Origin of the sequence: Paraburkholderia sp. CNPSo 3272 (assembly GCF_024206495.1) — a bacterium.
Classification (GTDB): domain Bacteria; phylum Pseudomonadota; class Gammaproteobacteria; order Burkholderiales; family Burkholderiaceae; genus Paraburkholderia.
On the sequence record NZ_JAMBPQ010000046.1, the window covers coordinates 44771 to 57841 of the forward strand.

Annotated in this window: 13 protein-coding genes and 1 rRNA gene; 8 read left to right on the forward strand and 6 right to left on the reverse strand. The window is 65.1% G+C overall.

Annotated elements, in window-relative coordinates; genetic code table 11:
- Nucleotides 1-4: 4 nt before the first annotated feature.
- The 5 genes from M3I53_RS32905 to bcsR are packed head-to-tail and all read left to right on the forward strand — an operon-like array spanning nucleotide 5 to nucleotide 5464.
- Nucleotides 5-208 carry a hypothetical protein gene (locus M3I53_RS32905; RefSeq protein ID WP_254319978.1) on the forward strand — a complete coding sequence of 68 codons (204 nt, stop codon included), beginning with the start codon at nucleotides 5-7 and terminating at the stop codon, nucleotides 206-208.
- The gene (bcsQ, locus tag M3I53_RS32910) at nucleotides 205-1038 is read left to right on the forward strand and encodes a cellulose biosynthesis protein BcsQ (protein ID WP_254319979.1); all 834 of its coding nucleotides are present in this window, start codon (nucleotides 205-207) and stop codon (nucleotides 1036-1038) included. The genes M3I53_RS32905 and bcsQ overlap by 4 nt, the downstream gene beginning before the upstream one ends.
- Nucleotides 1035-3629: a UDP-forming cellulose synthase catalytic subunit gene (bcsA, locus tag M3I53_RS32915; RefSeq protein ID WP_254319980.1), complete on the forward strand. Its 2595-nt coding sequence runs from the start codon at nucleotides 1035-1037 to the stop codon at nucleotides 3627-3629. Before bcsQ ends, bcsA begins: the two co-directional genes overlap by 4 nt.
- A 39-nt stretch (nucleotides 3630-3668) precedes the next feature.
- Nucleotides 3669-5255, forward strand: coding sequence for a cellulose biosynthesis protein BcsG (bcsG, locus tag M3I53_RS32920; protein ID WP_254319981.1), 1587 nt, complete (start codon nucleotides 3669-3671; stop codon nucleotides 5253-5255).
- Nucleotides 5255-5464, forward strand: a complete 210-nt coding sequence (gene bcsR, locus M3I53_RS32925) for a BcsR/BcsP family cellulose biosynthesis protein (RefSeq protein ID WP_254319982.1) — start codon at nucleotides 5255-5257, stop codon at nucleotides 5462-5464. Before bcsG ends, bcsR begins: the two co-directional genes overlap by 1 nt.
- Before the next feature lie 210 nt (nucleotides 5465-5674).
- Here bcsR and M3I53_RS32930 read toward each other — a convergent pair whose 3' ends face one another.
- Both M3I53_RS32930 and M3I53_RS32935 read right to left on the reverse strand, forming a co-directional pair.
- Nucleotides 5675-5923, reverse strand: coding sequence for a hypothetical protein (locus M3I53_RS32930; protein WP_254319983.1), 249 nt, complete (start codon nucleotides 5921-5923; stop codon nucleotides 5675-5677).
- Nucleotides 5871-6767 carry a hypothetical protein gene (locus M3I53_RS32935; RefSeq protein WP_254319984.1) on the reverse strand — a complete coding sequence of 299 codons (897 nt, stop codon included), beginning with the start codon at nucleotides 6765-6767 and terminating at the stop codon, nucleotides 5871-5873. The genes M3I53_RS32930 and M3I53_RS32935 overlap by 53 nt, the downstream gene beginning before the upstream one ends.
- Before the next feature lie 79 nt (nucleotides 6768-6846).
- Between M3I53_RS32935 and M3I53_RS32940 the strand changes: the two genes are divergently transcribed.
- The 3 genes from M3I53_RS32940 to rpoD all read left to right on the forward strand — a co-directional run bounded on the left by M3I53_RS32940 (nucleotide 6847) and on the right by rpoD (nucleotide 10519).
- The gene (locus M3I53_RS32940) at nucleotides 6847-7188 is read left to right on the forward strand and encodes a helix-turn-helix transcriptional regulator (protein WP_254319993.1); all 342 of its coding nucleotides are present in this window, start codon (nucleotides 6847-6849) and stop codon (nucleotides 7186-7188) included.
- Nucleotides 7189-7447: 259 nt separating this feature from the next.
- Nucleotides 7448-7885 (forward strand): GFA family protein, encoded by a 438-nt coding sequence (locus M3I53_RS32945; RefSeq protein WP_254319985.1) that lies wholly within the window; start codon nucleotides 7448-7450, stop codon nucleotides 7883-7885.
- A gap of 651 nt (nucleotides 7886-8536) precedes the next feature.
- On the forward strand, nucleotides 8537-10519 hold the full coding sequence (rpoD, locus tag M3I53_RS32950) for an RNA polymerase sigma factor RpoD (RefSeq protein ID WP_254319986.1): 1983 nt from the start codon (nucleotides 8537-8539) through the stop codon (nucleotides 10517-10519).
- Between the two features lie 92 nt (nucleotides 10520-10611).
- On the opposite strand, the gene M3I53_RS32955 is transcribed toward rpoD, so the two are convergent.
- The 4 genes from M3I53_RS32955 to rrf all read right to left on the reverse strand — a co-directional run bounded on the left by M3I53_RS32955 (nucleotide 10612) and on the right by rrf (nucleotide 13003).
- On the reverse strand, nucleotides 10612-11277 hold the full coding sequence (locus M3I53_RS32955) for a DUF799 domain-containing protein (RefSeq protein ID WP_254319987.1): 666 nt from the start codon (nucleotides 11275-11277) through the stop codon (nucleotides 10612-10614).
- Between the two features lie 14 nt (nucleotides 11278-11291).
- On the reverse strand, nucleotides 11292-11657 hold the full coding sequence (locus tag M3I53_RS32960) for a DUF4810 domain-containing protein (RefSeq protein ID WP_254319988.1): 366 nt from the start codon (nucleotides 11655-11657) through the stop codon (nucleotides 11292-11294).
- Nucleotides 11658-11712: 55 nt separating this feature from the next.
- On the reverse strand, nucleotides 11713-12390 hold the full coding sequence (locus M3I53_RS32965; RefSeq protein WP_254319989.1) for a CsgG/HfaB family protein: 678 nt from the start codon (nucleotides 12388-12390) through the stop codon (nucleotides 11713-11715).
- Between the two features lie 499 nt (nucleotides 12391-12889).
- Nucleotides 12890-13003: ribosomal RNA gene (gene rrf / locus M3I53_RS32970) — 5S ribosomal RNA — on the reverse strand.
- Nucleotides 13004-13071 lie beyond the last annotated feature (68 nt).

A 13071-nucleotide genomic window follows, 5' to 3' on the forward strand; every position in this document is an offset into this window, starting at 1 on the left:
CAACATGGACCTCTTCCTCGGTTACTTCGTCTGGGGCTTGATACTCGCCGTGCCGCTCTACTGGATCGGCTGGCGCCTGCGCCTCGCGCGCTTCGTGCCCATGTGGCTGCGCCCCGCGCGCTCGCGCCCGCTCCAGCTCCCGCCGCAGGTCGACGCCCTGCTGATTCGCGGCCAGCGCCGCTTCAGCCAGACGGGGCCGCGCCGATGAAGACCATCGCCATCGTCTCCAGTGTGGGCGGTGCGGGCCGCACCACCCTCACCACGGCGCTCGCCGGTCTGCTGGCGGCGCGCGAACACGTTGCGCTCGCCGCGGAATGCGACCCGCGCAACGTGCTGGCACTCCATTTCGGGCTGCGCGAGAACGCGCGCGAAGGGCTCGTCACGCACCTGGCGGGCGGCCCCGGCGCCGGCGACGCCTGGTCGCGGGCCGCGCTGCAAAGCGACGACGGCGTGCTCGTGCTGCCGTGGGGCAGCCTCGCTGATGGCCATGCATCCGACGACCCGCGCGACGACGACGCCAGCGCCTTACTCGACGCTCGCCCCGGCTGGCTGCGCGAACTGCTCGCCCGCGTGGACCTGCCGGCGCAGACGATCGCGCTCGTCGATGCGGGTACGTGGCCCTCGGCTCACGCGCGCCAGGCGATCGACGCCGCCGACCTCGTGCTCGGCGTCCTCACGCCCTGTGCCACCGCGTGCGCGACACTGCCGCGCCTGATCGCCGCGCTCGTGCGCGCACAGAAGCGCAGCGTGTTCGTCGCCAATGCAGTCGTGCCGGCGCGCCAGTTGCACATGGACGTCGTTGCGCTGCTGCGCGCGCGCCTCGGCGCCGCCATGCTCCCGTATCTCGTGCATGCGGACACCGGCGTGCCCGCCGCGCTCGCCGCGGGCGAGAACTTCTGCCTGAGCGCGCCCAGCTCGCAGGCCGCGCACGACCTTCACGGCATCGCCTCGTGGCTCTCGCACTGGAGCACGGGCGCGAGCCTCGACGCACCCGACGAACTGCTCGCGCAACACGTCGCGCGCGGGAGCACGCCATGATCCGCGAGCGCATCGTCGCCCTGTGGACCGCGTTCTGGGGCTCACTGCGCCGCCTGAGCGCGCCCGAGTTCAATCTCGCGCCGGACGCGCCGGGCGGCCAGTGGCTGCTGCGCGCCTTCTTCCGGCCGCCGCGCCCAGGCCAGCGCGACCTGCCCGCGCTCGCCTTCGCGCGGCTCGGCAAGGACATCGGCCAGCGGCTGAACATGGGCCGCGACCGCAGCGTCGGCGCGTGGCTCCTGCGCATCTTCCTGCGCCCGCGGCGCGCGCGTCAGCGTCTCGCCGCCGACTTGCGCAAGCTTCACAAGGCGCCGCAAGGACACCATCGCTTCGCGCTGCGCGCGTGGCTCGACAGGCGGCTCGAACCCGTCTATCGCCGCGCCTCGCGCGCGAGCGCGGCAGTCGGCGCCCGCTTGCCCGACGTGCCCTGGGAAGGCATCGAGCAGCAGCTCGAGAAGCTTTCGGCGGCGCTCGACAACGTGCCCTACCTTCGCCAGGGCCTGCTGTGGCTCGCGTTCGTCGCGGCTGTCGCCGTGTGCACGACGCCGCTGCCGTTCGCCGGCCAGGTGCTGCTGTTTCTGCTCGTGTACGTCGTGGTGATGATCGCGCGCCGCCTGCCGGGGCGCCTCGCCACCATGCTCATGGTGATGCTCTCGATCCTCATGACGGGCCGCTACGTCTGGTGGCGCAGCACGCAAACGCTGCATCTTTCGAGCCCCGCCGAGGCCATCGTCGGCTACATCCTCTACGCGGCCGAGCTCTACACGTGGATCGTGCTGATCTTCGGCTACGTGCAGACCGCCTGGCCGCTGCGCCGCAAGCCGCAGCCGCTGCCCGACGACCCCGCCGACTGGCCGACCGTCGACCTCTACATACCGACCTACAACGAGCCGCTTTCGGTGGTGCGGCCAACCGTGTTCGCGGCAAGCTCGATCGACTGGCCGCGCGACAAGCTGCGCGTCTACATTCTCGACGACGGCGACCGCGACGAATTCCGCGACTTCGCGCGCGAGGCGGGCGTGGGCTACCTGCGCCGCGACGAACACACGCACGCGAAGGCCGGCAACATCAACCACGCGATGCCGCTCACGCAGGGCGAGTACATCGCGATTTTCGACTGCGACCACATTCCCACGCGCTCTTTCCTGCAAACGACCGTGGGCGTTTTTCTCGCCGACAAAAAATGCGCGATGGTGCAGACGCCGCACCACTTCTTCTCGCCCGATCCGTTCGAGCGCAACTTCGACACGTTCCACCGCGTGCCCAACGAAGGCAGCCTCTTTTACGGGCTGATCCAGGACGGCAACGACTTCTGGGACGCCACGTTCTTCTGCGGCTCGTGCGCGGTCATCAAGCGCTCGGCGCTCGAGCACATTGGCGGCATCGCGACCGAGACCGTGACCGAGGACGCCCACACCTCGCTGCGGCTGCATCGCCACGGCTATACCTCGGCCTATCTGCGCACTGTGCAGGCCGCGGGCCTCGCCACCGACAGCCTCGCCGACCACATCGGCCAGCGCATCCGCTGGGCACGCGGCATGACGCAGATCTTCCGCGTCGACAATCCGTGGATCGGCAAGGGGCTCTCGTTCTTCCAGCGCATGTGCTACAGCAACGCCATGCTGCACTTCTTTTACGGCTTCCCGCGGCTCATCTTCCTCGTGATGCCCGGCGCGTACCTGTATTTCGGACTGCACGTGATCAACACGCCCGCGCCCGTGATCCTCGCCTACGTGGTGCCGTATCTCGTGATTGCCGCGATTGCCAACTCGCGCATCCAGGGACGCTACCGGCACTCGTTCTGGGCCGAAGCCTATGAGTCCGTGCTCGCGTGGTACATCGTGCTGCCCACCACCATGGCGCTCATCAATCCAAAGCTCGGCAAGTTCAACGTGACCTCGAAGGGCGGCCATATCGAGCACGAGTACCTCGACTGGACGATTTCGAAGCCCTACCTCGTGCTGCTCGCGATCAACGTGTGCTCTGTGCTCGCCGGTATCGGCCGCCTCACGATCTGGCGGTCCGACGAGCCCGCCACCGTGTTCATGAACCTCTTCTGGGCCGGCGTGAATCTCACCATTCTCGGGCTCGCGCTCGGCGTGGCCAAAGAGGCGAAGCAGGTGCGCGTGGCGCACCGCATTCCGCTGCGCGTGCCCGCCATGCTCACGCTGCCCGACGGCCGCACGCTCGCGTGCAAGACCGAGAACTATTCGATGGGCGGCCTCGGTCTCATGCTGCCCGCCGACGCCGTAGCGAAGCTCGAACCCGGCGAGCGCATCAACGTGACGCTCGCGCGCGGCGTGCTGGAGCACGACTTCCCCGCCGTAGTCGCGCGTCTGGCCGACCGGCGCCTCGGCGTGCGCTTCGTCGGCATGACGGTTGAGACCGAGCGCAAGCTCGTGGAATGCACGTTCGGCCGCGCCGATGCCTGGCTCGAATGGGAGGACGTGCCGCCTTCCGACGCGCCGCTGCACGGGCTCGTTCAGTTGATCGAGCTGAGCTGGCAGGGCTACATGCGCCTCATCGACGCGTTCTTCGACGCGCTGGAAAACTTCTTTACGCGACGCCGGGCCGGCCAGGTCCGCCAGCCCTGATAACCGGAACCACCGCTATACCCTGGAACACGAAACACTATGGGTCTCTGGAATCTTTACTTCCTCGCCAAGCTGTACCTCTACTCGATCGGCACGCTCAAGCCTGAGTGGTGGATGAACTTCGCTTTCGTCATCCTGCTGCTCGTGCCGCTGCACAACCGGTGGCTGCGTATCGCGCGCGATGTGATCGCCGTGATCGTAGGCATCGCCATTGCGTACCACGAGTCGAGCATGCCCGATATCGGCCGGGCGATCTCGCAGATCCCCGTGCTCCTCACCTTCACGCCCTCGTACATGTTCGAGCTCACGCGGCGCGTGATTTCGCTTTCGATGGTCGTGTCGGCGGTGATCGCCGTGCTGCTCTACTTCCTCATCAACCGCTGGGTGCGCGTGACGACGCTCGTGCTGATCGCGCTCGTCGTCATGCCGGTCTGGCAGGGCGTGGGTTCGTTCGTGGCGAACGCCACCGCCAACGCTTCGCTTGCGAGCAACGGCGACGAGGACAGCGGCACGGGCAAGAAGCGCGACGAGCAGTCGGGCAGCTACGACCAGCAGCTCGCGGCGTTCCGCGCGAACGAGGAAGGTCGGCACGTGAGTTTCACGCCGCTCACCACCGATGCGAACGCGCAGTTCGACATCATCATGGTGCACATCTGCTCGCTCTCGTGGAACGACATGGATGTCGTGAAGATGCGCAACAACCCGCTCTTCTCGCGCTTCGACTATATCTTCCAGAACTTCAGCTCGGGTGCCAGCTATAGCGGGCCCGCCGCGATCCGCGTGCTGCGCGCCACCTGCGGGCAAGAGCCGCACAAGGCGCTCTACGATCCCGCGCCTGCCGAGTGCCACCTGTTCGCGCAGCTCGCGCAGGCCGGCTACACGCCGAACGCGCTGCTCAACCACAACGGCCGTTTCGACAATTTCCGCAGTACGGTGATCAGTGAAATCGGCGTGCCGGGCGTGACGATCCCCGCGAACGAAGGCTTCCCGGAGTTCATGAAGGAGTTCGACGGTTCCGCGCTGGCCGACGACTACGACGTGCTTTCGCGCTGGTACAAGCAGCGCATTGCCGCTGGCGGCGGGCCAGTCGCGCTCTACTACAACACGGTCTCGATGCACGACGGCAACCGGCTGCCCGCGCCGAACGACAAGCTCACGAGCCTGCAGTCCTACCCGATTCGCCTGCAGCGGCTGCTCGGAGACGTCGACAAGCTGATCGACCTCGTCGCGCAGTCGGGCCGCAAGGCGGTGATCGTCTTCGTACCCGAACACGGCGCGGCGCTGCAGGGCGAAGAGAACCAGATTGCCGGCATGCGCGAGATCCCCACGCCGAACATCGTCCACGTGCCGGTGGGCGTGAAGGTGGTGGGTCTGCCGGCCGGCAGCGAGCACACCGGCGGCGTGACGACGATCGACACGCCCACGAGCTATCTCGCGCTCGCGCAGCTGTTGTCGAATCTCGTGGCGCACAGCCCGTTCGCCACCGGCGCGCCGCCGCTCGCTCAGTATGCGAACAACCTGCCGCAAACGCGCATGGTCGGCGAAAACGAAGGCACGGTGACGATGACGACGCCAACCGGCTATGTGATCCATACGCCGGACGGCGTGTGGGTGGAGGGCAAGTAATGGCGATGCGCTTGTGGGGGTCCGGCCGGCGTTCGCGCAGTGGTCCCGCGCTGCCGAGCGATATCGACGCGCTCGCGCGTCTCGTCGAGGGCGTGGACCGCGACCGCTATCTCGACGTTCAGGCCGAGGACGCCTGGCAGGCGGCCGCGAAGCGCTGGCCGCTGGTGGCGGCCGTGCTGGAATTGCCGGTGGAGGGGGGAAAAGGCTGAGTTAGCGCGCGAACTCGCCTCTGCGGTGCGCTCAGGATCCGCTGGGCCCCGCACGCTGCGCGAGGACGCAGTGCTCCAGCGGCATGCAGGTCAGCGAGCGGCCCGTGGGCGCGATGTAGCGCCGCTCGAATGCCTCGCTTTCGGGATCGTCGCCAGCGTAGTGGAAGCCGTACCGGGGGGTGCCGCTTCGCGGGTCATCGCAGCAGTTCCTCAGTGATCCTGATGATCACTCATCTGACGCGTTTGTACTTCGGTTACCGAATCGAACAACGCCTCGGCACGCGCCAGTTCATCCAGTGCGCGGTCGAGCCGCGATTGCGCGGCGCCATAGGCGGGCGGCGCGGCCACATGGTCGTGGGCCTCGGCACGCAAGGCGCGAAATGCCCGGTCGACGTTGCGGCTCGCCTCAAAAAAGCGTTGCGCGGCCTCGGCCTCTTGTGAACGGATGTGAATCGCCATGGAAGAGTTCCATCGTGAGCTGTGTCCAGTCTCCCGCCCGGGAGACATGGCGCGTTCTTGCGCCGCCAAGCCGTGAAGACGCCGTGTGATCGGCAGGCGGCACGTCGAAGAGATCGCGCGTAACGCCGCGCGCCTGCTGCGCGCAGGCCTCGCTGCGCACGCGTTTGGTGAGATCTGAGTAAGTGTCGAAGTCGCCCATGCGCGACGCCTCGTGAATGGCCGCGAGGTCGCGCGCCTTGACCAGCGTGGGCTGCGTGAGGCGCACGAAGTACGGCGCCTCCAGTTCCGCCGTAAACACGAGCGGATGGCTCTTGCCGCCCGCCTGGGCGGCGCGCTCGACGCAATCCACCACCACCGTGCCCTGCGAGCGGCATGGCGGCTTCGCCGTGCTCACGCTGCGCAGCCGCTCCGGAACCACCCGCAGCGAACTGCCGACGCTGAGTTCGGCTGGCGAGACGCACGCGAGCGCGTAGTGATGCTCGCGCGCGGCGCCCGAGGGCAGCGTGGCGCTGCTCGTGACGAACACGTGCTGCGGAAGCTGGCGCACCTGGCCGCTCGCATCGACCCACGCATTCCAGACGACCACGCCGGCACGCTTGCCGCGCTTGTCTTGCATGGCGCGCGGGCGGCTTGCCGCCGGCGAGAACAGCGCGAGAAGCGAGCCGGTGCGCAGCGCGGCGATTTGAGCGCTGCTGCCGAGCGACTGGCCGATGCCCCACAGGAAGCGCCCGCCGCCTTGCCGCCGCTCCCACTCCTTGCGCAGGATCAGCGTGGGGAGATCCACGCCGGGCTCTGGCCCGATGCGGGACCAGCAAAACGTGGGCGGTAGGTGTTGTAGTGCCATCGACTTCCTCGGAATGCAGCCGCCCGCCGAGTTTGGCGGGCAATTCAATAACCGTTACTGTATAGGTATAATGCATGACATGGAAGCCCCAGACACTCATTTTCCGGTGCAGGAACTGCTGCGGCGGTTATCGGACGATTCACGCTCCGCTAGTGAAATTGCGCGGCTTTCCGGAGTCAGCCAGCCCACTGTCTCGCGTCTTCGCACGTCGAACGGGCGGCGTGTGCGCCGGAGCGCGTCATTCAATAAGCTATGCAGTTTCTATGGCGTGCAGGCGCCGCCGTCCAGCCGGCACGCGGCCGCCTACAACGAATTGCTGCGCAATGCGATCGTCGAGGCGTGGGACGGTTCGGAAGAGCACGGCCGCGCGCTGCTCGTCGTCATCAAGGGTTTAAAGGAATTGAGGGAACGGGGGGCGTGATTCGCCCCGATGGGCTTGAGCGGTGCGTTTTACGCGAGGGCTCCAAAGGTAACCATCCATGGGAAATTTGCCGTGCATTTCGGTGCAATAGCGGCGCCACGAACCGGGCGAAGGCCATGACTGGCCGGCCAATCCCCATATGTGGTGACCTTTGCGTTTTCCCTGCGCCTCAGACAACTCAAACGTATGATGTGACGGCACACACGGCAGCCGCCCGTGCGCAATGTTCGACACTTGCCATCAGAGCACCGCGCCCATCATGTCCGCCGATACTGCCCCCGCCCCCACGAATGCTCCTGCCACGTTGCATGGCCAGTGTCGTTGCGGCGCCGTGCGCTATGCGGTAGCCAATGCGTTCCGCTACGCGTTCAATTGCCACTGCTCGCAGTGCCGGCGTGCCACGGGGTCCGCGTTCAAACCGTTCGCGGGCATCGAAAGCGAGGCGCTCCGACTCACCGAGGGCGAAGGGCAGACGATGATCTACGGCGATCCGCAGGCCGCCCACGACATGCATTGCGGCCGCTGCGGCTCGCTGCTCTATTCAGTCGTGCGCGAAGGAGCGTATGTGCACGTGACGCTCGGCACGCTGACCGATCCGCCGGATATCCGCCCCGCCGGCCATATCTTCGTGCGCTCGAAAGCGCCGTGGTTCGAGATCGCCGACTCGCTGCCCCAGTACGACGAATTCCCGCTCTGACGCCGCCTGCGTCGTGTCCGTCGCGTGGGGCCACCGGCGAGGGTGGCAGAGCGGCCATACCGGTATTACTGTGCTACTGCCCGCGGCATTGATCGGCCAGGTCTCGAAGCGTCCTTCCCCCTTGTCACCGGAACCGCGAGCCCCATATGGACTCCATGGCGACATGTAGGTCGAAGTGGGCGAACCAGCCTGCGCGCGACGACCTCTATGCGTCTCATGCGGTATTTCCGGCCCCAAGGGACGCTGGACATCGGCTGCGAATCGGGCCGCGATGTGGCATGGCTGGTCGGCATCCGATAGGCCAGGCGAGTGACAAAATCCGGAACTTCTCACTTGAAAAATGGTCTAAGGGACTCATGTAGGAAATATGTAAGGTGGAGCGCTACCCAGCGATACGACCCTGAAGGCGGGCAATGTGCCGCAAACGCGACGATTCGGGTTGCCTCGCATGCCGTAACGCACTACCATACGCGGTCTTTCTGCATTGCACGAAAATCCAGGCTGCCACGTCGTCAGACGTTTGGCGCTCGCTTGGCGGGACCGGCATGCGCCCCCGCCCACTCCCCTGCAATTTCGTCATCGCCAGGACGCCACGCCACTGGCGCGTGACCCTTTTTGCCCTTGTCGGGCTATCCCTTCGAGGAGAATGTATTGACAAGCCATGACCGGGACGACGCGCTGACCTCGTCTGCCCGCCCCGCACGCCGCTCGTCCAAAGACAAGACCGGCGATACGACGCCCATGGACGCAGGCTCGCAACTCGAAAAACGCCAGCATCAAATGCGGGCGCTCATCAAGCTCGGCCGTGAACGCGGTTATCTGACCCACGCGGACATCAACGACCATCTGCCCGACAACTTCGCGCAGACGGCCGCGCTGGAAACGATCGTCGCCACGTTCAACGACATGGGCGTGCAGGTGTACGAGCAGGCGCCCGATGCCGACACGCTGCTCCTGAACGAAGATTCCCGCGCCGACCGGCAGGCCGACGACGAAGCCGACGAAGAAGTCGAAGTCGCGCTCTCGACTGTCGACTCCGAATTCGGCCGCACGACCGACCCGGTGCGCATGTACATGCGCGAAATGGGTTCGAGCGAGCTGCTCACGCGCGCCGGCGAAATCGAAGTGGCGAAGCGCATCGAAGACGGCCTCCAGGAAATGATCCAGGCGATCGCGGCATGCCCGTCGATCGTCGCGACCATCCTCGCCGACGCCGACCGCGTCGCGGCTGAAGAGATGCGCATCGATGAACTCGTCGACGGAATCGGCAGCGACGAAGCCGCGCAGGAACCCGCCACGGCAGCCGACCCCGACGCGAGCGAAGAAGTGGAAGTCCAGGCGGCGGAAGAAGAAGAGTCGGACGACTCGAGCGACGACGAAGACAGCGACGCGGACAACAGCAAGGCCAACGAAGCCCTGCTCGCGCAGCTGAAGGCAGACAGCCTCGCGATCTTCGCGCGCGTTCGCACGCTGTTCGAACAGATGGCCTGCACGACGGACGCCAATGCGCGCGCCTCGGCTGCGGAAATGAAGATCTGCGCCGACATCCAGACGGAACTCGCGCCGATCCGCTTCACGGCCCGCACCATCGACCGCCTGTGCTCGCTGCTGCACGAGCAGGTCGCGCAGATTCGCGCGATCGAGCGCAATGTGCTCTCCATCGTCGTCGATCGCTGCGGCATGCCGCGCGAAGCCTTCGTCGAGCAGTTCCCGGGCCACGAAACCGATCTGGACTGGGGTGTGCGCGCCGCAGCCGCGTCGAGCAAGTACGGTCCCTCCATCGAGCGCAGCCTGCCGGCTATCCAGGCAGAGCAGCGCAAGCTCGCCGAGATCGAAGCGGCCGCGTCGCTGTCGCTGCAGCAGATCAAGGCGATCAATCGCCGCATGACCGCCGCCGAATCGAAGATGCGTCAGGCGAAGGGCGAGATGGTCAAGGCCAACCTGCGTCTCGTGATCTCGATCGCGAAGAAGTACGTGAACCGCGGCATGCAGTTCCTCGACCTGATCCAGGAAGGCAACATCGGCCTGATGAAGGCGGTGGACAAGTTCGAATATCGTCGCGGCTGGAAGTTCTCGACGTACGCGACGTGGTGGGTGCGTCAGGCCGTAACCCGTGCGCTCGCCGACCAGGCGCGCACGATCCGCGTGCCGGTGCACATGATCGAAACGATCAACAAGCTCAACCGCATTTCGCGCGAGATCCTGCAGCAAACGGGCATGGAGGCGCATCCGGCGGACCTCGCCGCGCGTATGGGCATGACCGAAGAGAAGGTGCGCGGCATCCTCAAGATTGCCAAGCAACCGGTCTCGCTCGAAAGCCCGGTGGGCGACGACGGCGACGCGACGCTCGGCGACATGATCGAGGACGCAGGTTCGGCTTCGCCGGCTGATGCCGCGATTCACGCGAACATGCGCGCTGCCATCGACGAGGCGCTCAAGGCGCTGTCGCCGCGCGAAGCGAAGGTGCTGCGCATGCGCTACGGCATCGACACGACGTCGGACCACACGCTCGAAGAAGTGGGCAAGCAGTTCGACGTGACGCGCGAGCGTATCCGCCAGATCGAAAGCAAGGCGATGCGCAAGCTGATGCACCCGAGCCGCGCAGACAAGCTGCGTCCGTTCCTGGAGCGCTAAGCGGTTTTATCGCTGCGCTCTCTGGAGCTGGATTGAAAAAAGCCCGTCACCTTCCGGTGACGGGCTTTTTCTTTATGCGACGCGAACGCCGGTCAATCCGTGCCGTATTTCGGCGAGTGCGGGCCGTAAAGCAGGCCCGTCGGTGGGCCCGCGTGCAAGAGACGATAGCTCGTGATACCGGCGATATCGTGGCTCTTGTCCGTCAGCGAATTCGCGATCTGCTTGACCGCCGCCATCACCAGCATGCCGATCAAGCCGCCGCCACTGCTGTTGCTCCCTTCGTTGCTGTTGGCGCTTGCCGCGCCTTGCCACAGTACCTTGCCGGTTTTCAGATCGACGAGTTTCGCCGTCGCCGTCACCACCGTCGCGCTGTCGAGCACACGATATTGTGTTCCGAATTGCGTGATCTTCGAGTACACCGCCGCATCGGCGCCGAAGATCTCGCGCAACTTCTCCGGCGGGGTCTGCTGGATGTCGCCTGCCGTCGTCAGTCCATTCTGCTTGAACGTCTCCTCCATGACCGCGACCGGAATCACGTAGTAGCCCGCCTCGGCAAGCGGCATCGTCATCTGGGAGAGCATGCTGTTCGACGCATTCACATCCGTCGTCGCGTTGTCGGGCGGAAGAACGAGGATCGAGCGCGGGCGCGCGTTCTTGAACGCCGTGTAGTCCGCGTGCTTGACCGGCTGTGCGCAGGCGGCCAGCAATGCGAGCGCGGACAGCGCCAGCCAGAGCTTGAGAGTTGAAAATCTGGACATGTCGGTACGCTCTCTTATTGTTGTTTCGGTTTTTTCATGAGGAAGTCCATATAGGTCGACGACTCCGGGAAGAGGTGCTTCTCGGCATCGAATTCCTGCATGGCCTGCGTGTCGTTGCCGACGTTTGCGTAGAGCAAGCCCAGTTGCGCATGGAATCCGGGCGGCGGCGTGCTGCCCTTGGCGCGGATCTCCTGCAGCGACTTCTCGAGCGCATCGATTTGTTGCTGCGGTGCCTTCTCGCCCTTCAGGTAGTCGTAGACCCCGGGCTGATAGCCGCTCCACTGATAGAGCGGCGGCGTGGTGTTCGCGCAGCCTGCGAGCAGCAGCGTTGCCGCCGTGATGGGCAGGCAAAGTCCCCGAAGCGTGCCGATGTATTTCATGAAATCCCCGTATGAGTAGTTGTTCTGTTTCAGCATGAAACGCGGACGTGGGCGGTCAGTGCGCGGTGCGCAGCGCGCCCGCGTCGACCTGGTCGGCTAGATGGTTGACCGCTTCCTGAATCGCGAGCTCGAGCACCTTGCCATTGAGCGTCGAGTCGTAGCTCGCGGTGCCGCCGAAGCCAATGATCTCGCGGTTCGAAAGGCTGTACTCGCCCGCCCCCTGCGCCGATGCGACGACTTCCGAAGTCGTGGTGTCGACAACGTTGATGCTCACCTTCGCGTAGGCGATCTGGTTTTTGCCGCTGCCGAGAATGCCGAACAGTTGGTGATCGCCGACTTCCTTGCGACCGAACTCGGTGACGTCGCCGGTAATGACGTAGTTGGCGCCCTTGATCGCCTGGGCTTTCTTGGTGAAGCCCGCTTCCTGGCGGATCTCGTCGAGGTTGTCGCGATCGAGCACGCTGAAGCGGCCGCTTTGCTGCATCGACGTGATCAGGATGGTCTTGGCCTGGCCGCCGAGCCGGTCGATGCCGTCGGAGAAGATGCCGCGCATGTAGCTCGAGCGATTATCGAACTTGCCGACTGCGATCTGTACCGGCTTGCCGACGGCAGGGCGCTGCGCGCTGGCGACAGGCGGCACTGGCAGCGAACGCGACGATTCCGTGGCGCAACCGCCAAGGGCTGCGATAGTGGCAGCGGCGAGAACCGCACCCCACGTTTTGGACGACTTCATGAATTCTCCTTGTTGTCAGGACAGAAACGGCTGGACAAGGGAGATCGGCGAGATGTGGGCCAGACGGCGGCGGCGTGCGCGCGGAGCGCGCAGGGCGTCCCCGCAAGCGTCAGTGCGGCGAAGATAGAGGGCGCAGTGCGTCGCTGCGCGCGCAAGTCATTCCATCGGTCGTGCATGTTTCTCGCTTCCCGCACGCGAGCGCATGCGCAGAAGCTCCCCGGTTTTTATTTGGTGTAGCGTGCGGTCTTTAGTTTGTAGTTAATGACTACACACGCATGTATCGGCCGGATTAGGGAGAAACTTTAGGAAAGCTGTAATTTAATGCGAATTAGATTTTTATTTGCGCGACTTTTGAGGCGTATTGACGCACACAGGAATGCGATTCACAGCGGTTTGGAGATTTTCACTATCGATGGCAATAATCGTTTTTTGTGCGTAAACGCCAGAACCCCGGTGCTCTTTCGGAGACACCGGGGTTCGGGACGTTACAGCATAAGGAGCCTGACGATTACCTACTTTCACACGGGCAATCCGCACTATCATCGGCGTGGAGCTGTTTCACGGTCCTGTTCGGGATGGGAAGGGGTGGGACCAGCTCGCTATGGTCATCAGGCATGACGGGTTGCTGCGTCGACTCGGGTCTTTCGGACCTGGCGCCACAGCCAATCGGGAAGAAGCGTA

Bases quoted from the DNA above. Each gene is read 5' to 3' on its own strand.
- bcsR (WP_254319982.1), top strand. From the start codon at position 5,255: ATGGCGATGCGCTTGTGGGGGTCCGGCCGGCGTTCGCGCAGTGGTCCC.
- M3I53_RS32955 (WP_254319987.1), bottom strand. From the start codon at position 11,277: ATGTCCAGATTTTCAACTCTCAAGCTCTGGCTGGCGCTGTCCGCGCTC.
- M3I53_RS32940 (WP_254319993.1), top strand. From the start codon at position 6,847: ATGGAAGCCCCAGACACTCATTTTCCGGTGCAGGAACTGCTGCGGCGG.
- bcsG (WP_254319981.1), top strand. From the start codon at position 3,669: ATGGGTCTCTGGAATCTTTACTTCCTCGCCAAGCTGTACCTCTACTCG.
- M3I53_RS32965 (WP_254319989.1), bottom strand. From the start codon at position 12,390: ATGAAGTCGTCCAAAACGTGGGGTGCGGTTCTCGCCGCTGCCACTATC.
- M3I53_RS32930 (WP_254319983.1), bottom strand. From the start codon at position 5,923: ATGGCGATTCACATCCGTTCACAAGAGGCCGAGGCCGCGCAACGCTTT.
- M3I53_RS32945 (WP_254319985.1), top strand. From the start codon at position 7,448: ATGTCCGCCGATACTGCCCCCGCCCCCACGAATGCTCCTGCCACGTTG.
- M3I53_RS32905 (WP_254319978.1), top strand. From the start codon at position 5: ATGGACCTCTTCCTCGGTTACTTCGTCTGGGGCTTGATACTCGCCGTG.
- M3I53_RS32935 (WP_254319984.1), bottom strand. From the start codon at position 6,767: ATGGCACTACAACACCTACCGCCCACGTTTTGCTGGTCCCGCATCGGG.
- bcsA (WP_254319980.1), top strand. From the start codon at position 1,035: ATGATCCGCGAGCGCATCGTCGCCCTGTGGACCGCGTTCTGGGGCTCA.
- M3I53_RS32960 (WP_254319988.1), bottom strand. From the start codon at position 11,657: ATGAAATACATCGGCACGCTTCGGGGACTTTGCCTGCCCATCACGGCG.
- bcsQ (WP_254319979.1), top strand. From the start codon at position 205: ATGAAGACCATCGCCATCGTCTCCAGTGTGGGCGGTGCGGGCCGCACC.